The organism is Haemophilus haemolyticus (genome assembly GCF_001008205.1).
GTDB lineage: Bacteria > Pseudomonadota > Gammaproteobacteria > Enterobacterales > Pasteurellaceae > Haemophilus > Haemophilus haemolyticus_Q.
In genome coordinates, this window is the sequence record NZ_LCTK01000003.1 from 98,790 (window position 1) to 119,152 (window position 20,363).

Annotated in this window: 19 protein-coding genes; 9 read left to right on the forward strand and 10 right to left on the reverse strand. The window is 39.8% G+C overall.

Annotated elements, in window-relative coordinates; translation table 11 throughout:
• Positions 1-8: 8 nt before the first annotated feature.
• The 3 genes from waaF to AAX18_RS00620 all read right to left on the reverse strand — a co-directional run bounded on the left by waaF (position 9) and on the right by AAX18_RS00620 (position 2,620).
• On the reverse strand, positions 9-1,052 hold the full coding sequence (gene waaF / locus AAX18_RS00610) for a lipopolysaccharide heptosyltransferase II (protein WP_005626820.1): 1,044 nt from the start codon (positions 1,050-1,052) through the stop codon (positions 9-11).
• Between the two features lie 85 nt (positions 1,053-1,137).
• Positions 1,138-2,064: an ADP-glyceromanno-heptose 6-epimerase gene (gene rfaD, locus AAX18_RS00615; RefSeq protein WP_005626818.1), complete on the reverse strand. Its 927-nt coding sequence runs from the start codon at positions 2,062-2,064 to the stop codon at positions 1,138-1,140.
• A 52-nt stretch (positions 2,065-2,116) separates the two neighbouring features.
• Entirely contained in the window at positions 2,117-2,620 is a 504-nt protein-coding gene (locus AAX18_RS00620) for a protein disulfide oxidoreductase (RefSeq protein WP_005626817.1), read from the reverse strand.
• Between the two features lie 109 nt (positions 2,621-2,729).
• On the opposite strand from AAX18_RS00620, the gene deoC reads away from it, so the two are divergent.
• Positions 2,730-3,401 (forward strand): deoxyribose-phosphate aldolase, encoded by a 672-nt coding sequence (gene deoC, locus AAX18_RS00625; protein WP_005626815.1) that lies wholly within the window; start codon positions 2,730-2,732, stop codon positions 3,399-3,401.
• 33 nt (positions 3,402-3,434) lie between these two features.
• Here the strand turns inward: deoC and AAX18_RS00630 are convergent, their stop codons facing one another.
• Together AAX18_RS00630 and yihA are read right to left on the reverse strand one after the other, a co-directional pair.
• Positions 3,435-4,964, reverse strand: coding sequence for a YifB family Mg chelatase-like AAA ATPase (locus tag AAX18_RS00630; protein WP_005626812.1), 1,530 nt, complete (start codon positions 4,962-4,964; stop codon positions 3,435-3,437).
• Positions 4,965-5,078: 114 nt separating this feature from the next.
• Positions 5,079-5,696, reverse strand: a complete 618-nt coding sequence (gene yihA / locus AAX18_RS00635; protein WP_005626810.1) for a ribosome biogenesis GTP-binding protein YihA/YsxC — start codon at positions 5,694-5,696, stop codon at positions 5,079-5,081.
• Between the two features lie 103 nt (positions 5,697-5,799).
• Here yihA and AAX18_RS00640 point away from each other — a divergent pair, with 103 nt between their 5' ends.
• A complete protein-coding gene (locus AAX18_RS00640) occupies positions 5,800-6,666 on the forward strand; it encodes a VirK/YbjX family protein (RefSeq protein WP_032825503.1) in 867 nt (288 codons plus the stop codon).
• A 123-nt stretch (positions 6,667-6,789) separates the two neighbouring features.
• Complete coding sequence (tal, locus tag AAX18_RS00645) at positions 6,790-7,743, forward strand: transaldolase (protein ID WP_005626807.1); 954 nt, start codon at positions 6,790-6,792, stop codon at positions 7,741-7,743.
• Between the two features lie 87 nt (positions 7,744-7,830).
• Here tal and aspA read toward each other — a convergent pair whose 3' ends face one another.
• From aspA to AAX18_RS00670, 5 genes are all read right to left on the reverse strand, one after another.
• The gene (aspA, locus tag AAX18_RS00650; protein ID WP_005626805.1) at positions 7,831-9,249 is read right to left on the reverse strand and encodes an aspartate ammonia-lyase; all 1,419 of its coding nucleotides are present in this window, start codon (positions 9,247-9,249) and stop codon (positions 7,831-7,833) included.
• A gap of 190 nt (positions 9,250-9,439) precedes the next feature.
• On the reverse strand, positions 9,440-10,177 hold the full coding sequence (locus AAX18_RS00655) for an ABC transporter ATP-binding protein (RefSeq protein WP_046952598.1): 738 nt from the start codon (positions 10,175-10,177) through the stop codon (positions 9,440-9,442).
• Positions 10,177-11,154, reverse strand: coding sequence for a FecCD family ABC transporter permease (locus tag AAX18_RS00660; RefSeq protein WP_046952599.1), 978 nt, complete (start codon positions 11,152-11,154; stop codon positions 10,177-10,179). The genes AAX18_RS00655 and AAX18_RS00660 overlap by 1 nt, the downstream gene beginning before the upstream one ends.
• A 349-nt stretch (positions 11,155-11,503) precedes the next feature.
• On the reverse strand, positions 11,504-12,289 hold the full coding sequence (locus tag AAX18_RS00665; protein ID WP_046952600.1) for a substrate-binding domain-containing protein: 786 nt from the start codon (positions 12,287-12,289) through the stop codon (positions 11,504-11,506).
• A gap of 73 nt (positions 12,290-12,362) precedes the next feature.
• Positions 12,363-14,285: a TonB-dependent receptor plug domain-containing protein gene (locus AAX18_RS00670; protein WP_046952601.1), complete on the reverse strand. Its 1,923-nt coding sequence runs from the start codon at positions 14,283-14,285 to the stop codon at positions 12,363-12,365.
• 198 nt (positions 14,286-14,483) lie between these two features.
• On the opposite strand from AAX18_RS00670, the gene glyQ reads away from it, so the two are divergent.
• The 6 genes from glyQ (at position 14,484) to glyS (ending at position 20,328) form a co-directional block, all read left to right on the forward strand.
• Positions 14,484-15,392 (forward strand): glycine--tRNA ligase subunit alpha, encoded by a 909-nt coding sequence (gene glyQ / locus AAX18_RS00675; protein WP_005628151.1) that lies wholly within the window; start codon positions 14,484-14,486, stop codon positions 15,390-15,392.
• A 58-nt stretch (positions 15,393-15,450) separates the two neighbouring features.
• Positions 15,451-15,711 (forward strand): hypothetical protein, encoded by a 261-nt coding sequence (locus AAX18_RS00680; protein ID WP_005628150.1) that lies wholly within the window; start codon positions 15,451-15,453, stop codon positions 15,709-15,711.
• 4 nt (positions 15,712-15,715) lie between these two features.
• A complete protein-coding gene (locus AAX18_RS00685) occupies positions 15,716-16,162 on the forward strand; it encodes a hypothetical protein (RefSeq protein WP_005628148.1) in 447 nt (148 codons plus the stop codon).
• 42 nt (positions 16,163-16,204) lie between these two features.
• Positions 16,205-17,470 carry a histidine-type phosphatase gene (locus AAX18_RS00690; RefSeq protein ID WP_046952602.1) on the forward strand — a complete coding sequence of 422 codons (1,266 nt, stop codon included), beginning with the start codon at positions 16,205-16,207 and terminating at the stop codon, positions 17,468-17,470.
• Positions 17,471-17,744: 274 nt separating this feature from the next.
• Positions 17,745-18,215 (forward strand): OsmC family protein, encoded by a 471-nt coding sequence (locus AAX18_RS00695; RefSeq protein WP_005628144.1) that lies wholly within the window; start codon positions 17,745-17,747, stop codon positions 18,213-18,215.
• Positions 18,216-18,261: 46 nt separating this feature from the next.
• Positions 18,262-20,328, forward strand: a complete 2,067-nt coding sequence (glyS, locus tag AAX18_RS00700) for a glycine--tRNA ligase subunit beta (protein WP_046952603.1) — start codon at positions 18,262-18,264, stop codon at positions 20,326-20,328.
• Positions 20,329-20,363 lie beyond the last annotated feature (35 nt).

Below are 20,363 nucleotides of genomic sequence, written 5' to 3' on the forward strand. Positions count from 1 at the left end.
TCTCTTTCTTAAACGTCTAAAAGTGCGGTCAGTTTTTCTGCCACTTTTTCAGGTTTAATATCAATCAAACTTTGATGATACCCTTCCGAGCTATCTGTACTTTTACGCACCTTAATTAAATCGCCTTCAATTAAACGAATAATCACGGCTTTATCTGATAATGGTGGCGTATAAGTTGGGCTCGTTGGACCATAAAGTGCAACCAATGGACGATCTGTCGCAGCGGCAATATGCATTAAGCCGCTGTCATTGCTCACTACTGCCGTACAGTTGGCAATTAAATCTACCGCTTGATTAAGATTCGTTTGCCCTGCCAAATTCAAACAGAATGGTTGCAGTTCTGCTGGCAATACATTGCGAATTTGCTCACCCGCTTCCACATCTTTTGGTGAACCAAATAATTCTACCGCATAGCCTTTTTCAATGAGCATTTCTGCCAATTTAGCATAATGATAATGCGGCCAACGTTTTGCTGGGCCAAATTCTGCACCAGGACAAAAACCAATAATTGGACGTTCGCCTAAAAGTGCGGTTTGTTTTTCAAATTTTTTTAAGGTTTCAGCTTGTTGTGCTGGCTCAACCGTCAAATAGGGTTTCAAGACAGGAATATCATCAGCTTTTGGTACAGCATCTTTTTCAAAAGCCAATGCAACATAACGCTGCACCATCATTGGATAATCTTTTTTATTGGCTCGTAAATCATTCAATAAAATATAACGGCTTTCGCCTTTCCAACCCCGACAATGAGCAATTTTTGCGAAGAAAGGAACAAACGCAGATTTCAATGAATTAGGTAAAACAATCGCCATATCATATTGTTCACGCAAAGACTTTCCTAAACGATAACGCGTTCCCAATTCAAAGGCCCCGTGCCCTAATGGCATTTCAATCGCCTTACGCACCTCTGGCATTCGCGCAAGCAAAGGCTTACACCAATTCGGTGCCATCACATCAATATTGCAGTTTGGATATTGAATTTTCAGTTGCTGGTACAGACTGTGCGACATCATCATATCGCCAACCCAAGAAGGGCCAATAATTAGAATATTCATTTTCTGTCTTTCAGATAAAGGTGCGGTCAAAAATACCGAGATTTTTAACCGCACTCTGTTGATGGGAAGTAGGCAAACCTACGGTTTATTTTCTGTTCAACCACGCCATATATTCAGCCACGCCTTCCGCAACTGTTTTGAATGATTTATCGTAGCCTGTTGAACGAAGTTTAGTTAAATCTGCTTGAGTATATTCTTGATAACGAGATTTTAAATGTTCTGGGAATGGAATGGTTTCAATCTCGCCTTTACCGTGGAATTTCACTACTGCATCAGCCACCGCACGGAAACTTTCTGCATTTCCTGTACCAAGGTTGTAAATACCTGAAATACCATTTTGCCAACACCAAATATTCACTGCAGCAACATCGCCCACATAAACAAAATCACGGCGGAAATGTTCGCTGCCTGCAAATAATTTTGGATTTTCACCTTTTAAGATTTGGTTATTCAAGTGGAATGCTACGCTCGCCATAGAACCTTTATGATTTTCACGCGGCCCGTAAACATTGAAATAACGGAAACCACATACTGGCGATTTTGCTTCTGGCAAAATGTTGCGTACATATTGGTCGAATAAGAATTTAGAATAGCCATAAACATTTAACGGACCTTCAAATTCACGTTCTTCACGGAATACTTTGGTATCACCATAAGTTGCTGCGCTTGAGGCATAAAAGAAAGGAATTTCACGGTCAAGGCAATAATGCAACAACTCTTTAGAATATTCGTAGTTGTTGTGCATAATGTATTTACCATCCCATTCCGTAGTCGCAGAACATGCTCCCTCGTGGAATACTGCATCAATATCGCCAAATTCGTCGCCTGCAATAATAGAAGCAATGAAATCTTCTTTATCACAATAATCTGCAATGTCTAAATCAACTAAATTTGCAAATTTCGTGCCATCTTTTAAGTTATCTACCACTAAAATATCTTTGCGCCCTAAATCATTTAATGCTTTGACAATATTGCTGCCAATAAAACCTGCGCCGCCTGTTACGATAATCATAATTCTGTCCTCTTTAAAATAAGTCTGCGTATTGTAATAGATTTTCTACCGCTTAGCCAAAAAACTCTGCGAAAAACAACCGCACTTTTAATCCCCAATAACTCGTGAGGCCGGTTGTAACAAGATCCATTTTGCCTTTACTCAACAGCACAATTGTGGGCGTCACATTAATTTGCCATCGTTCTGCAAATTCCCCTTTAGGATCGTTAACCGTAGTGAAGTGGTAGTCATTTTTACTTAAATAATCATTTACTGCCGACTCATTGCCTGAACGTAACGCCACCGATACAACTTGATAGCCTTCGTTTGCTAAAGAATTAATTGCTGGCGAAGTATAGCGACAATAACCACACCAGGTTCCCCAAAAATAAAGCAGCGTAGGTTTATTTGGATCGAGACTTTCAAGAGAGAACGTATTCCCTTGAAGATCTTGTAACGTGATTTTGTTTATTTCCTCTGGCACTACAGGGCGACGAACAAAATCCAGTATGCTACTCATCACAATAAACGTTAAAAAGAGGGATAATCCATTCTTAAGTAGTTTTTTAATCTTCATTTTCTTTATTCCTTATCTCGTTGAGATGATTGTAATCAAGCATAAAAGCACAGTCAAAAACAAGGGATTTTTGCTACAATAGGTAAAACATAAATAAAGGAGGAAAATAATGACACCGAATCAACTTGCTCAATATATCGATCACACTGCACTTACCGCAGAAAAAAATGAACAAGATATTTTGACACTCTGTCATGAAGCGATTGAACACGGATTTTATTCTGTATGTATCAATTCTGGTTATATTCCACTCGCTAAAGAAAAACTTGCTGGCTCAAATGTAAAAATTTGTACCGTAGTTGGCTTCCCTTTAGGTGCCAATTTAACCTCAGTCAAAGCATTTGAAACCCAAGAATCTATTAAAGCGGGTGCAAATGAGATTGATATGGTGATTAATGTAGGTTGGATAAAATCGCAAAAATGGGATGCAGTAAAACAAGATATTCAAGCTGTATTTGATGCTTGTGATGGCACGCCATTAAAAGTGATTTTAGAAACTTGTTTGCTCACTAAAGATGAAATAGTGAAAGCCTGTGAAATTTGTAAAGAAATCGGTGTGGCTTTTGTTAAAACATCAACAGGCTTTAACAAAGGTGGTGCAACTGTAGAAGATGTTGCATTGATGAAACAAACGGTCGGCAATATTGGTGTTAAAGCATCAGGTGGTGTGCGTGATACTGAAACAGCACTTGTAATGATTAAAGCGGGTGCAACACGCATTGGTGCAAGTGCAGGCATTGCAATTATTAGCGGTACGCAAGACACTCAAAGCACTTACTAATCCTTTCACGCGTGGTATTCTCACCACGCGTTTTTACATATTAGACAATTTCTGCAACAAACGATCCATTGCTCGATACCCCAAAGCTTCCGCTAAGTGCGGTTGAGAAATTTGTTGTTCTCCTTGTAGATCAGCAATGGTTCGAGAAACTTTCAAAATACGATGGTAAGCCCGTACAGAAAGCCCCAGTTTATTCAGCGCATTTTCAAGGAAAAAGGCATCTTTATCACTTAACTTGCAATCACGTTCAATCTCTTTACTGTTCAAATACGCGTTAATTTTCCCAGCTCTTTCCATTTGAATCTCACGCACTTTTAACACTTTCTCACGAATTTGAGCACTGGTTTCACCACGATCACCTGTATTTTGTAAGCTGCCTTGTGGCAGTAAAGGTACTTCAATAGATAAATCAAAACGATCTAAAAAAGGCCCTGAAAGTCTATTCAAATAACGCATAATTTGCTGGGGTGAAGTGCGGTTATGTGTCCCAGTATAATGGCCTGTCGGACTTGGATTCATCGCTGCCACTAATTGAAAACGAGCCGGGAATTGGATTTTGGCATTAGCACGAGAAATAATAATCTCACCACTTTCCAAAGGCTGACGTAGCGCGTCCAATACTTTTCGTTCAAACTCTGGAAGTTCATCAAGAAAAAGTACACCATTTGTTGCTAAGGATATTTCACCAGGTTTAGGGATCGTCCCACCGCCAACTAAAGCTGGCATTGATGCACTATGATGTGGTGCGCGAAAAGGACGTTGTTTCCAATTATGAAAATTTAACTCATTTTGAACTAAACTCGTTACAGATGCCGTTTCTATCGCTTCTAGATCTGTCATTTCAGGTAAAAGCCCCGTCAAACGGCTAGCTAGCATGGTTTTCCCTGTACCTGGCGGACCAAGAAAGAGCAAATTATGCTGCCCTGCTGCGGCAATGGTCAATGCTCGTTTGGCGTGTTGTTGTCCGATAATATCCGTTAAATCTAACATATTTTTGCCCGAAAAATTTACCGCACTTTCTTTCACAATTTCAGTGGCAAGGGGTAATTTTTCTTGACCATTAAGAAATTGCACCACGTCTAAAAGCGTTTGCGCAAAATAAGTATTTTGATCAGACACGAGCGAGGCTTCATTCGCATTTTGCTTCGCGATAATTAACTCTCGTTTTGACTTTTGCGCAGCAAGAATAGCGGGAATTACACCATGAACCCCACGTAATTGCCCCGTCAGCGCAAGCTCCGCCACAAATTCAAATTGCTTTAATCGACTCGCATCAAGCTGATCCGATGCGGCTAAAATTCCGATGGCAATAGGCAAATCAAATCGTCCACCTTCTTTCGGTAAATCTGCAGGTGCGAGATTCACGGTAATGCGTTTGGCTGGGTATTTAAATTGTGCATTCATCAATGCACTACGCACCCGATCTTGCGCCTCTTTCACTGTTTTTTCGGGCAAACCAACAAGTGTAAATCCTGGTTTTCCGTTGCTTAAATGCACCTCAATGGTGACAAGCGGCGCTTGTACACCCATAGAGGCACGGCTGTAAACAATAGCAAGGGACATGATAATCCTTAAAGTGCGGTAAAAATGAAGATAGTTTTTGCACTATAAAAAAAGCACATAATGAAATCATTCATCATGTGCTTTTTTTGCGATCTAGATCGCAAAATTTATATTTTATTCCGCAAAAAGTGGCGAAAACCAAAAATCTAATTTCGCTGCAAGTTTATCAATACCAATTTTATTTTGTGCAGAAAAGGCTTCTACTTGAATATCGCCTTGGAATGGAAGAATCGCTTCGCGCACCATTTTTACTTGTTTACTACGTGCGCTTTGGCTCAATTTATCGGCTTTAGTAAGCAATAAAAGTACTGGTAGATCTGCAGAAACCGCCCATTCAATCATTTGTTGGTCAAGATCTTTAAGTGGATGGCGAATATCCATCAACACAACTAATCCTGCCAAACATTCGCGTTTTTGCAAATATTCACCTAAGGATTTTTGCCATTGGATTTTCATTTGCTCTGGCACGGCAGCATAACCATAACCCGGTAAATCCACCAATTTACAATTTGGTTCAACTTCAAATAAGTTGATTAATTGTGTGCGCCCCGGCGTTTTTGAGGTGCGGGCTAAGCTTTTTTGATTGGTTAATGCATTAAGTGCGGTCGATTTTCCTGCATTTGAACGCCCCGCAAACGCAATTTCAATGCCAGTATCTTCAGGAATAGAACGAATATTCGGCGCACTCGTTAAAAAGTGAGTTTTATGGTAATTAAGTTTAATTTCAGACATAAGGATTCCTTTTAAAATTGCGCTTAGAATAGCATAAATGGAAAATTTCCTGAAATTATGTCAAAATTCGCGCCAAAATTATAACCAATTCATGGCAATTCAGATGACAACAAAAACAACTTACCAATGGCCTCAATCTAAGGATATTTATCCATATCGACCAGGGCGTTTTGATGCACCAAAACATTGGCGTTATAACTTACGTAGCTTTTTAAATCGTGGTTCAATTCGTCGCTTTGAACAATTTATCAATCAACATCCTTTTCTCGTCGGTATTTTTAATACGCACTTGGATTATAGTTATCCCGTTGCTTGTCGTTTTCTGGATAAACGCTTCAACGCATCACAACGTTTTAATGCTGTTTGTGATAACCTTTTATTTTTACCCAAAAAACTTACCGCACTTTCTACGCCATTATGGGAAAAACCATTAAGTTTTGGCGAAGTCATTCCTGATTTTGAAATGACATTAAGCATGACAACCCATCAACCGATGGAAGGATATTGGGTATTAGAGCTATGGCATAAACCAAGAAATGAATTAGTCTATTTGCTTACCTTTGCCAAATTGGGCGATGCTCTACTCATTGCTGTTGTACAAGGACCAAATTTTGAAGGTTCAAAGGAAATGGTGAAACAATTAACCAAATCATGTCACGGTTTGCGCCCTGCCTATTTAATGGTTGAAACCATGAAATCACTCACGAAAATTCTAGGCTACGATAAATTGCTTGGCATTCCGCAAAAATACCAAAATAAATCTCGCTTCATCCAAAGCAAACAATATACGGTGGATTATGATGCAATTTTTGGTGAATCGGGCGGAGAATTAAAAGATTACTGGGAATTGTCTTTAGAAATAGATAGAAATCTGGATGATATTCCAAGTAAAAAACGCTCCATGTATCGTAAACGCTATGCCATGTTAGATGAAATAACTTTCACCATAAAAGACACCCTCAAACTTTAAAACAATGGCGCAGTTCAACGCCTGCGCCTATTTTTTCTATCGAAAAATTTTTCCTTTTAAGATTAAATTTATGCTATCGTAGCCGACATTATTCATTCCATTTCACTCGAATAGGAGATACAAATGACAACTCAATTAGATTCACTTCGTCAAATGACCGTTGTGGTCGCAGACACCGGCGATATCGACGCGATTAAAAAATATCAACCACAAGATGCGACTACTAACCCATCATTAATTCTAAGCGCATCTGCACTTCCACAATATGCGCCATTAATTGATGAAGCTGTCGCTTATGCAAAAGCTCAAAGCAATGATAAAGCACAACAACTTATTGATGCAGAAGATAAATTAGCGGTAAATATTGGTTTAGAAATTTTAAAAATCGTTCCAGGACGTATTTCTACTGAAGTGGATGCACGTCTTTCTTACAACACTCAAGCAACGGTTGAAAAAGCGCGTAAATTAATCGCACTTTATAATGCAGCAGGCATTTCAAACGACCGTATTTTGATTAAAATTGCTTCAACATGGCAAGGTATCCGAGCTGCAGAAATCCTTGAAAAAGAAGGCATTAACTGTAACCTAACCTTATTATTCTCTGAAGCGCAAGCTCGTGCTTGTGCAGAAGCAGGCGTTTACTTAATTTCTCCATTTGTAGGTCGTATTTTAGACTGGTACAAAGCAAACTCAGACAAAAAAGAATATGCGCCAGCAGAAGACCCAGGCGTAATTTCTGTCACCAAAATCTATAATTACTACAAAGAATATGGCTACAACACCGTTGTGATGGGCGCGAGCTTCCGTAATGTAGGTGAAATTACTGAACTTGCAGGTTGCGATCGCTTAACTATTGCACCTGCATTACTGAAAGAATTACAAGAAAATTCAACCGCACTTGTACGCAAACTAGAATACAAAGGCGAAGTCAAAGCGAAACCACAACCATTAACAGAAGCTGAGTTCTACTGGCAACATAACAGCGATGCTATGGCTGTTGAAAAATTAGCAGATGGTATTCGTAAATTTGCTGTTGACCAAGAAAAATTGGAAACCATGCTTTCAGCAAAACTTTAATCCATCATTCAATATTAAAAATGACCGCACTTTTGAGTAATCAAAGTGCGGTTATTTCTATTCGAGGACTAAATAAATAATTCAGACTTATTTATTTAATTTCGCTTTGTAAGTTGGATTCATTAAGTTTTCTACAGAAAGAATGTCATCTAATTGTTCTTCTGTTAATAAACCTTTTTCTAACACAACTTCACGTACGCCTTTACCTGTTTGCGCACAGATTTTACCCACTAAGTCGCCATTATGGTGACCGATAAATGGATTTAAGTAAGTCACGATACCGATTGAGTTAAATACGTAGTTTTCACAAATTTCTTTGTTTACAGTAATACCGTCTACACATTTATCGCGTAAGTTTACGCAAGCATTCGTTAAGATATCAATAGATTCGAACATTGCTTGACCAATCACGGGTTCCATTACGTTTAATTGTAATTGACCTGCTTCAGATGCGAAAGTCACAGTGGTATCGTTACCAATTACTTTAAAGCATACTTGGTTCACTACTTCTGGAACAACTGGGTTTACTTTTGCAGGCATAATAGAAGAGCCAGCTTGTAATTCAGGTAAGTTAATTTCTTTAATACCAGCACGTGGACCAGAAGAAAGTAAACGTAAGTCATTACATACTTTAGAAAGTTTAACAGCAGTACGTTTTAATGCACCGTGAACCATGACATAAGCGCCACAGTCAGATGTTGCTTCAATTAAGTTTTCTGCTGGTACGCAAGCTAATCCAGTCACTTGAGCAAGGTGTTTTACAACTAATTCTGTATAGCCTTGTGGAGTATTTAAACCAGTACCGATTGCAGTCGCACCGAGGTTTACTTCAAGGAGTAAATCTGCTGTACGTTTTAAGTTACGTACTTCTTCTTCAAGTAATACGGCGAAAGCTTTGAATTCTTGGCCAACAGTCATTGGAACTGCATCTTGTAATTGGGTTCGACCCATTTTTAAGATGTTCGCAAACTCTTTTGCTTTATTATCAAAACCGTCGTGTAAATATTGAATTTTATCGATTAATTTTAAGATGCTGTTATACACTGCAATACGGAAACCGGTAGGATACGCATCATTGGTTGATTGGCTTGCATTAACGTGATCCATTGGGTTAATAACATTATATTCACCTTTTTTATGACCAATTTTTTCAAGCGCGAGGTTAGCGACCACTTCGTTGGTATTCATATTGACAGAAGTGCCAGCACCACCTTGATATACATCAGATGGGAATTGATCTAAGCATTTTCCAGTGGTAAGGATTTCATCGCAAGCTGCGACAATCGCTTTTGCAATATCAGCAGGAATAGCACCTAATTCACCGTTTGCTAAGGCTGTTGCTTTTTTTACCATTACCATGCCGCGTACAAATTCCGGTACATCAGAAATGGTTACATTAGAAATATTAAAGTTTTCGACCGCTCTTAATGTATGAATACCCCAGTACGCATCTGCTGGTACATCACGTTCACCGAGTAAATCTACTTCTTTTCTAAATTGAGTCATTTTAATCACCTTTTTGGTTGTTAATTAATTTGAGGTAATTATAGGAATTTACAGAGAAAATAAATTTGACTTGGATCACATTTCAGATAGGACATCTAAGAGATATTTTCATTTCTCGCATAAGTTTTTTTAGGGAAAACATCACTTGGCAATATTAATTTTTTACTTTCAGAAAAATGAGAAATTGGAATTAGGTTTCCAATTTCTCTATTCCATAAATCTCTCTTCTTTCTACATCAAATTTCACACTTATATCAAAGGCTTGTGCAAGATTTGCTGAATTTAGCACCACTTGTGTTTTGCCAGTCGCAATGATTTTGCCTTTATCGAGCAAAATCACTTCATCACAGTATTTATATGCAAGGGATAAATGATGGATCGCTACAACACAAGTATGCTGTGGTGTCAGCGATTTTAATTGTTCCATCATGTCTATTTGATAATAGGGATCGAGTGGTGCGATTGGTTCATCGGCAAGCAATAGTGGCGCATTTTTGATACAACAACGAGCGAGTTGCACTCGTGCTTTTTCTCCGCCTGACAGTTTCTGAAAGGATTTATTAAGCAAATGTTCTATCGAAAATTTTTTTGAAATCTCCGTGATTTTTGAGCGCTCTTTTGCCGATGATAATGGCGAATTTAAGCCGAGAGCAATGACATCATAAACCGATAAATCCCAATGGATATTGGTATCTTGCGCAAGATAAGCGAGTTGCTGGCTTTTTTCAGTTGTACTCATTTTGCTTAACGGGCTGTTTCCAAAATAAATTTCACCTTTTGCAATAGGTAAAATTCCTGCAATCGTTTTGAGCAAAGTTGATTTACCCGCGCCGTTTGCGCCCATAATGCCGATAAGTTTTCCTTTAGGAAGCGTGCAGCAGATGTTGTTTAAGCCATAAGGCTGAGAAAGATTTTCGATTCTAATCATTATCTTGCCAACTTGCGTTGCTCCGTAATTAAAATCCAAATTAAGCAAGGTGCGCCAATGATTGCGATGAGCGTGCCAATATAAATATGTGAAAAGACAGGAATATATTGCACGCAAAGATCCGCAATAAGTAGCAATAATGCGCCAAGTAATGCACTGGTGATGTAAAGTTGCGAAGGGCGTTTTTTTAGCAATAGGCGAGCAAAGTGCGGTGCGATTAAGCCAACAAAACCGATAGTGCCTGTTTGAGGAATCGTTGCACCAACTAATAATGCCACGCCAAAGGTCGTGACGAAAAAGCTACGTTTAGGATTCACGCCCATTGTGCTCGCGGTTTCTTCACCGAAGGTGAGCAAGTCAATATAGCGGCGTTCACGATACAAACAGAATAATCCCAATAATATGATTGGAAATGAAATGAGCAGCGTGTCAAGTTTTGCCCACACAAGAGAACCTTGTAGCCAGCGGTAGAGTTCAGCTAATGCCCATGGGCTTTCTGCATTAGAAAGTAGCAATGCGACGGCAGCGGAGAGCAACATATTGACAGCTAAACCACTTAAAATCATCGCCGTTGTACCGTGGTTTTTAGCGATTAAATAAACCAATAAAAAACTAGATAATGCACCAGCTACACCGCCAATAAGCAACAGACTTAACGGCACGGAAAAATAATAGAGCAAAAAGACACTGGTGGTGGTTGCACCGGCACTACTGCCCAATAATCCAGGGCTTGCCAGTGGATTTTGAAATATCCCCTGCATTGCATTGCCTGCTAAAGCAAGGCTTGCGCCAGTTAAAATGGCTAGTCCTATGCGCGGTAGGCGAATATCAAGCAATATGAGTGACCGCATATCCGTGAGCACACCATCCGCATTTTTGAGATGAGCAAAATCGCCGAGCTGGTGATAAATCGCAAAGCCGCTAATCAACAGCAACGTGAAGAAAAGTGCGGTATTTAATTTTAGTGTTTTGGTCAATGATCAATTTCCTATGTAATCCAAATATCATTTGTTAATTTGATTTTGTCAAATCTCCCCTAACCCCTCTTTGCTAAAGAGGGGGATTATAGTGTAGGGATTTATAATTCTGATGTTTTATTTTAATCATTTATACATAAAAGCTGTAAATACATTATCTTGGGCTAATCTAATCATACAATTCCTCTATTTAGTAAAGAGGGGGGGTTATAAGTGTAGGGATTTATAATCTGATGTTTTATTCTAATCATTTATACATAAAGACATATAAATATGTCATCTAGAGTTAATTTAATAATGGAATTCCCCTCTTTAGCAAAGAGGGGTTAGGGGAGATTTGTCAGCTATATTATTTTAACTGTTGATAAATTTTCTCCGCCCCTTGCCACACACCGTGATCAAAGCAATAGGTATATTTCATCGGGATGCTTACAAGCGGTTGGTTTTTGAAAAAATCTTGCAACATAGGGTGGTGCAGTAATTCGGCTTGTGCATTGTAACCTTGTTTGTCAGTCAGTGAAATCAGCACATTCGGTTGACTTAAAATCACTTTTTCTAATGAGAAATTTTGTGCGGTAAGTGGCGTTTTTAACGGTGTTAATCCGAGTAAATTTAACAGCACAGGATATTGTGGGTAATAACTTTCTACCACACCTGTTTCCGATAAAATCAGTGTGTCAGTAAGCGGTCGATTTAAGTGAAAGTTTTGTGATTTTAGTTTTGTTACTAAATCAGTCGCCTTTTGCTCATTCCCCAGTTGTTTGCCTAATTCTAGAATCAGAGTAAATAATTCATCAGGCGTTTGTGGGCTGTCGTTAATCGGGATAATCTTCACACCGAGTTTTTTCAGCTCTGTGACTAATTGGGGATAAAAGGTTTCATTAATCAGAATAGTTTTATCCAAATAGGGCAATAATTCCGTTAATTGCGGTTCTAGTACAGGTTTGTCGGTATTGATTTTGTCTAACATCATCAACGGTTTTTTCGAATAAGGCGATTGAGCAGCAATTTGCGAAGGCTCAGCCAGTTCGATAAGCAGTCGGTCACTGCAAAGCGTAAGCGAGACAAATTGTTCCGAAGCCTGAGCGGTAAACGGAAGGAAAAGTGCGGTTAAAATTAAGCGAGTTTTTTGCATATAGATAATGATACGCTACGCCATCAAGAATGTAAAAAGGCGTGCTAAGCACGCCCTTGTTAGTAGGTAATAATTAGAACGATCCTTTCAACCCAACGTAAACATTACGTCCTTCTTGGCCATAGCCAAGTACGTTTTCATATTTTTTATTGAATACGTTGTTAAGATTTGCATAAATCGTCAAGCTATCCGCCACTTTATAGTTCACGCCTAAGTTTGCCAAGGTGTAAGATGGTAATTTCACTTTATGCGTGCTGTAGGTCGGTGAATAGTAGGTATCCATGCGTTTGCCTGTGTAAGATACATTTACATCCGCACCTAATTTTTCAGTGATTTGGTATGCTAAGCCCGCGTTCGCCAAATGTTTTGGACGACGTGCCAATTCAGCGCCTTTGCTATCTCGGGTTTGCGTGTAGGTGTAGTTAGCATAAGCAGTTAATGCATCGGTGATTTTACCGTTGTAAGCCACTTCAACACCTTTCACTTTGCTTTTACCTTCAAGGTTTACTGCACGGCTTGCATAAGTGGTAAAGTTGATTACTTCGCTGCTAATCGCGTTTTTCACGTTGCGAGCGAAATAAGTCACATCAAAGCTGTGACGACCATCATTGGTTTCAAATAAGAAACCAACATCGCCACCTAAACTTTTCTCTGGTTGTAAATTAGGGTTGCCGATATAGCGCGCGTTGTAACCGTAGTATTCAGTGATCGTTGGGTTTTGAATTGCTGAACCGAAACTTGCGTGTGCTTTCACGTTATTGTGTAAACGGTAAGCGCCTGCGATACGGCCAGTCCATGAGTTTTCGTATTCAGAGCTGTCAGTGTAACGACCACTAATATTTAAACTATGATCTGCATCGTGCAATAAGCGATATTCTGCCGCTAAGCTTTTCTCAACAAGTTTTTTATTGCCTGCATTGTTGAAATAAGATGAGTTGAAATCTGTTTTTTGATAGTCAGTCAAGAAGCTTAAACCTTGCGTGAGAGTGCCTTCACGATCGAAATTGACATCTAATTGATAGTTTGCGTTGAGTTTTTTCGCATCGTAAGCCGATGTATAGCCAACGGTATCGCTGTCAGTTTTGAGATGGCTTACACCAACCTTATGTTTAAGCAATTGATCATCATTACCTAAGAAACCGCTTAATTTGAACAAGGTTTCACGTGTGCGAGTGTAGTGGCCTTTTTCATCTGTTGCGCTGTTATCAAAGTTAGCGGTTTGGCTGCTGTGAGAGGTTAAGAAATCAAAACCTTTTTGATTATCGTCATAGCCAAAACGAAGAGAGGCATTATCACGATGGAATTTATCGCGTTCGCTTGAACCACCAGTATTTACTGCTGTGCCATCTTGTGCGGTATAGTTAAAGCGGTTTTTGCTGAGTGCCGAAATGCCTTTGGTGTGGTGGCTATCACCGTGTAAAGCGTAATAGAAACCGTTATTTGAGCCTGAAAGGGTTAATGAACCATCTACCGTACGATTAGAGCCTGTGCCAAAATCGTAATCAACGTTGAAGGTTTTACCTTTTTCTAAGCCTTTCTTCGTGGTGATATAAATCACACCACCCATGGCATCACTTCCCCAAAGAGCGGATTGTTCCCCGCGTAATACTTCGATGCGGTCAATGTTGCTTAATGCTAAGCCACCGAAATCAAAGCCATAACCAGAAACAGGGTTCACTTTCACGCCATCAATAATCACTGCAGTGTGGTTTGCATCTGCACCACGTAAGAATACATTAGTTAATGTGCCACGCCCGCCTGAAGTGCTAACAGCTAAACTTGGTACGGTTTTCAATACGTCGCTGACATAAGTCGCACCACGTTGTGCGAAATCTTTTTCGGTTAATACGGTAACAGACGACGCTGTTTGGTGAAGACTGATAGGGGTTGCGGATGCCGAATACACATTGATCGGTTCAAGCTCGGTTTTGGTTTCAGCTTGCACAAAAGCAGATGCACTCAATAAAAGTGCGGTAGTAATTAAGTTAGTTTTCATTAAGTTGGTTCCTCTTTTTTAAAAGTGCGCTATTTTGGCACAATAGAAATTCATTTCCTAGTTGAGAATTTTAATTTACTTTACAAATTCTGTTCATTTTGTAAAAAAATTCGTTTTTTAACCGCACTTTTTCGCCTTTATCCGCCTTACGCTTTCAAGTATAATGCGGGCATTTTTAATCACATTAGATCAACGATTATGAGCACAAAATTTAACGTAAAAACATTCCAAGGTATGATTTTAGCCCTGCAAGAATATTGGGCAAACCAAGGCTGCACTATTGTGCAACCTTTTGATATGGAGGTGGGCGCTGGTACTTCTCACCCAATGACTGCATTGCGCGCATTAGGCCCAGAGCCAATGGCATTTGCTTATGTGCAACCTTCACGCCGCCCGACCGATGGTCGTTATGGCGAAAACCCAAACCGTTTACAACATTACTATCAATTCCAAGTGGTGATTAAACCGTCTCCAGATAATATTCAAGAACTTTATTTAGGCTCGCTTGAAATGCTCGGCTTCGACCCGACCAAAAACGATATTCGTTTCGTAGAAGATAACTGGGAAAACCCAACATTAGGTGCATGGGGCTTGGGCTGGGAAGTATGGCTAAATGGTATGGAAGTGACCCAATTTACCTATTTCCAACAAGTGGGCGGCTTAGAATGTAAACCTGTAACGGGCGAAGTGACTTACGGTTTAGAGCGTTTAGCGATGTACATTCAAGGCGTAGATTCTGTGTATGACTTAGTTTGGTCTGATGGTCCATTAGGAAAAACCACTTATGGTGATGTGTTCCATCAAAATGAAGTTGAGCAATCAACCTATAACTTTGAACATGCAAACACAGATTTCTTATTCTACTGCTTCGATCAATACGAAAAAGAAGCACAAGAGTTATTAGCCTTAGAAAAACCATTACCATTGCCGGCTTATGAGCGTATTTTGAAAGCAGCACACAGCTTTAACTTGTTAGATGCACGTAAAGCAATTTCGGTAACCGAACGCCAACGCTATATTTTACGTATTCGTGCATTAACTAAAGGTGTGGCGGAAGCCTATTATGCAAGCCGTGAAGCCTTAGGTTTCCCAGGTTGTAAAAAATAACATTTAAAGGTAATTCACAAAAGTGCGGTGAAATTTGACCGCACTTTAGGAGAGCAAAATGAGTAAACCCATTCTTTATTATGCGGCAGATTGCCCTGATACTGCGCCATTTGTGGCAGAGTTAAAACGCTTGGGCGTGGATTATGAGTCAGTGGAAGTACTATCCTCCATCCCGAATTTGAAACAATGGTTACGCTTGCGTGATCGTCACGCCGCATTTGATGATGCTAAAGCGCAAGGCTATGCGGGCTTTCCGGCATTATTGTTAGATGACGATCGTGTTATTTTAGATGAATCCAAATTAAAAGAGATTTTCTAAAGTGATGAAGAAAGTCGGGTTTTGGCAATTTTTATTTAAAATTGGCGATGATTATTTAATGTTTTTGCGTAACTTAACGCCGGCAGTGTTATTTTTATCACTGGCATTATTTATGTTTTCTGAGCTGGATTGGCGGCATTGGGAGTGGGGTAATGTGCTTGTGCTATTTTTATGCCTCGCTTCTGGATTTATTGCACTCAGTGTAATGGCAATCAATACTGTCGCTTTTGTAAGCAAAATGCTGAAAACCTTAAGAGCATTAAGCGGAGAGAGTGAACTTGATGAAAATATTGGTACGCTCGCATTATTTAAAATACTTTGGATTGAAAGTAGCAGCAAACAATTAATCTTTTTCGCCGTGGTGAATATTGTTGCTGTATTTATGGTGCTCGTTTATGGCGCTAAATATGCATTGAATTTTTATAGCTCGATTTCAACATTAAATAATTAGGTCTTAAGGGTACATAATAGAAAGTTAGGTTAAGTCTCGAATATGAAAAAAACAGTCCTAAAATTCACCGCACTTTTACTTGGCTTATCGCTTGCAAGTGGTGTGTTTGCAACAGAAAATCACCAAAATACACAGAATTCAGATTATGAGCTTGAGAAAGTCTTAATTTTCAGCCGTCATGGATTACGCTCGCCAGTGGAAAAAGATCCACAAGAAATGGCAAAATATTCCCCGTATGCGTGGGCGAAATGGGATGTGCCATCAGGTTATCTCACGGCAAAAGGTACAGTATTAGAAACCTACTTCGGACAATATTTAGGTCAATGGCTTGCGGATAAAGGGTTATTAACAACAGAACGTTGTGCATCAGGCGAAGGTATCTTCGCTTATGCCAATGGGGTACAACGCACCATTGCAACAGGTCAGGCGATTGTTTCTGGTGCATTTGCAGGCTGTAATGTTCAACTACAACATCACGGTAAAATTGGTTCTGAAAAAGATCCGATTTTTAATACACAGGCGCATAATCCAAGTAAAGCCTTGATTGAATCTGCAAAAAATAACGTTGATTTAACCGCTTTGCAGCAAAAATTAGCGCCAAATTATGCGCTATTGAGTGAAATCATTGATTACAAAAACTCACCAAACTGTTTGCAAAAAGGCGAATGTGATTTAGATGGAAAAGTCGGTGAATACAGTATTAAAGACGGCAAGTCGGTCAAAATTACGGGTTCTATTAGCACCGGGAAGAAAATTGTCAGTGCGTTATTGCTTGCACATTATGTAGGTAAGCCTGATTCAGAAATCGCCAACGGTCGAGTGGATAGCCAAGAAAAATGGCGTGCAATTAACGAAATAAAAAACGAATATTACCGCACGTTATTTAAAAACAACGAAGCGCTGGCACAAAATGCCTCATACCCGTTATTGGCATTTATTCAGCAACAGCTAAATAGTGAAAACAAAATTAACTTATTGGTTGGACATGATTCTAATATCGTCGCTCTGCTTGCAGCACTAGGCGTTGAGCCTTATGACTTGGATGATTCATTGGAAAATATCCCAATCGGAGGCAAGTTGCTATTTGAAGTATGGAAGCACAAACCAAGTGGGAAGCTTAAATTTAAGTTGGATTATGTTTATCAAACCACTGAACAGCTGATCAATATTACGCCATTAAGTTTAGCGACACCACCAAACCAAACAGCATTAACCCTCAAAGGCTGTGAAAAAGATGCAAATGGTTTTTGTGATTACGAGCGTTTTCAACAGGTGTTGAGAGGGAGTATTGAAAACGGTAAGAAGTAGCGTTCATGCAACCCTATGAAAAATACTTAAAAGGGAATTCTTGAGTAAATTGATAGTAACTGACTCATTTACATTTTAAGTTCAATAGAGATTAAATTATCTGCTTTCAAAAAACGTTAAAGTAGAACATAAATATTTAACTCTCCAAAGCTCCAATCCCCTCTTTAGCAAAGAGGGGTAGGGGAGATTTGGCAGAAATGATAACGAAGAAAATAATCAAATAGGACATGAATTTCTTAAGTTACATGCGCTATAAGAGATAACGGAAAATATAATGAAGCAACATACTTATCAAACTACGGTAGAGTGGGTTGGAAATTTAGGAGCTGGTACTTCATCTTATATCGCATACGAACGGGATTTTATTGCTTCGGCATTGAATAAACCTAATATTTTAGGTTCTGCTGATCCTGCTTTTCGTGGCGATAAAACTCGTTGGAATCCTGAAGATATGCTACTGGCATCTATTTCTGCCTGTCATAAATTATGGTATTTACATTTTTGTGCAGTTAATAACATTATTGTGCAAGAATACCGTGATGAAGCAATAGCGATTATGGATGAAGGCAGTTCTGAGCATGCTGGCCGATTTATTTCGGCAACATTAAAACCTCGAGTGAGAATTTCAAGCGAGTCGGATGCCGTTAAGGCATTGGCATTACATGAAAATGCGCATCACGCGTGTTTTATTGCAAATTCACTTAATTTTCCGGTGAAATGTGAAGCTATTATTGAAAAAGATTAAATTAAAATAAAATGGTGCCAAGGCGCACCTTACCAGAGAAAACAAAATGACAACCCAAAACTTCCTAGTAGAAATCGGCACAGAAGAGCTGCCACCAAAAGCTCTCAAAACATTAGCAACCTCTTTTGCGGATAACGTTGAAGCGGAATTAAACCAAGCGGGTTTATCATTCGATAAAATCGAATGGTTTGCGGCGCCGCGTCGTTTGGCGGTGAAAGTGTTGAACTTAGCCACACAACAGCCAAGTAAAGAAATCGAAAAACGTGGTCCGGCAGTGTCAGCTGCCTTTGATGCAGAAGGTAAGCCAACTAAAGCGGCAGAAGGCTGGGCGCGTGGTTGTGGCATTACCGTTGATCAAGCAGAACGTATTGCGACCGATAAAGGTGAATGGTTAGTTTATCGTGCGAAAATTGAAGGTCAACCGACCAAAAACTTGCTGAACGATATTGTGGCAAATGCATTGGCGAAATTGCCAATTCCAAAACCAATGCGTTGGGCAGATAAAACCGTGCAATTTATTCGTCCAGTTCACACCGTGACTATGTTGTTAGGTGATGAGTTAATCGAAGGCGAAATTTTAGGGGTGGCAAGTGCACGCACCATTCGCGGTCACCGTTTCTTAGGCGAGAAAGAATTTGAAATTCAACATGCAGACCAATATCCACAATTATTACGTGAAAAAGGTTCTGTAGTAGCAGATTTCAATGAGCGTAAAGCAGAAATTCTTGCAAAATCTCAAGCAAAAGCGACCGCACTTGGCGGCGTGGCTGACATTGAAGAAAGCTTGCTTGAAGAAGTGACTTCGTTGGTGGAATATCCAAACGTTTTAGCAGCAAAATTTGAAGAACGCTTCTTAGCGGTGCCTGCGGAAGCTTTGGTTTACACCATGAAGGGCGACCAAAAATATTTCCCGATTTATGACAAAGACGGCAAATTATTACCGCACTTTATTTTTGTTTCGAATATCAACCCAGAAGACCCAACCGCGATTATTGAAGGGAACGAAAAAGTGGTTCGTCCTCGTTTAACCGATGCAGAATTCTTCTTTAAAACTGACTTAAAACAAAACCTGGTCGATCGTTTACCACGCTTAGAAACCGTGTTGTTCCAACAACAACTGGGCACATTGAAAGACAAAACAGACCGCATTGAGCAGCTTGCAGGCGAAATTGCAAAACAAATCGGCGCAGACGAAGCGAAAGCAAAACGTGCTGGCTTACTGTCAAAATGTGACTTGATGACGAACATGGTATTTGAATTCACCGATACGCAAGGTGTAATGGGTATGCATTACGCTCGTCATGACGGTGAAGATGAAGAAGTCGCAGTGGCATTAAACGAACAATATATGCCACGCTTTGCCGGTGATGAATTACCTAAATCTCTCGTTGCAAGTGCGGTCGCTTTAGCGGATAAATTTGATACTTTAACAGGGATCTTCGGCATCGGCCAAGCACCAAAAGGCAGTGCAGACCCGTTCGCACTTCGCCGTGCAGCACTTGGAGCATTGCGTATTATCGTAGAGAAAAATTTACCACTAGATTTAGAAGATTTAGTGAAAAAATCAGCCGCACTTTTCGGTGATAAACTCACGAATCAAAATGTGGTTGCTGATGTGGTGGACTTCATGCTCGGTCGTTTCCGTGCATGGTATCAAGATGAAGGCATTGCGGTGGATGTGATTCAAGCGGTATTGGCGCGTCGTCCAACTCGCCCTGCTGATTTTGATGCGCGCGTGCGTGCGGTATCTCACTTCCGTACTTTAGATTCAGCAGAAGCGCTAGCAGCAGCAAACAAACGTGTAAGCAACATCTTAGCGAAAGCGGATGCTGCAATTGGCGAGATCAATTTAACCGCTTGCGTAGAACCAGCAGAAAAAGCCCTTGCTGAAGCCGTACTTGCATTACGCACTGAAGTACAACCGCTTATCGCACAAGGCGATTACACCGCTGTATTAGATAAATTAGCGAACTTACGCGCACCAGTAGACAACTTCTTTGATAACGTAATGGTAAATGCTGAAGATCCAGCATTACGCCAAAACCGCTTAGCGATTTTAAACACGTTACAAGGCTTGTTCTTACAAGTGGCGGATATTTCCGTGCTTCAATAATGCTAAAAAGGGATGATTGATTTTTCATCAATCAT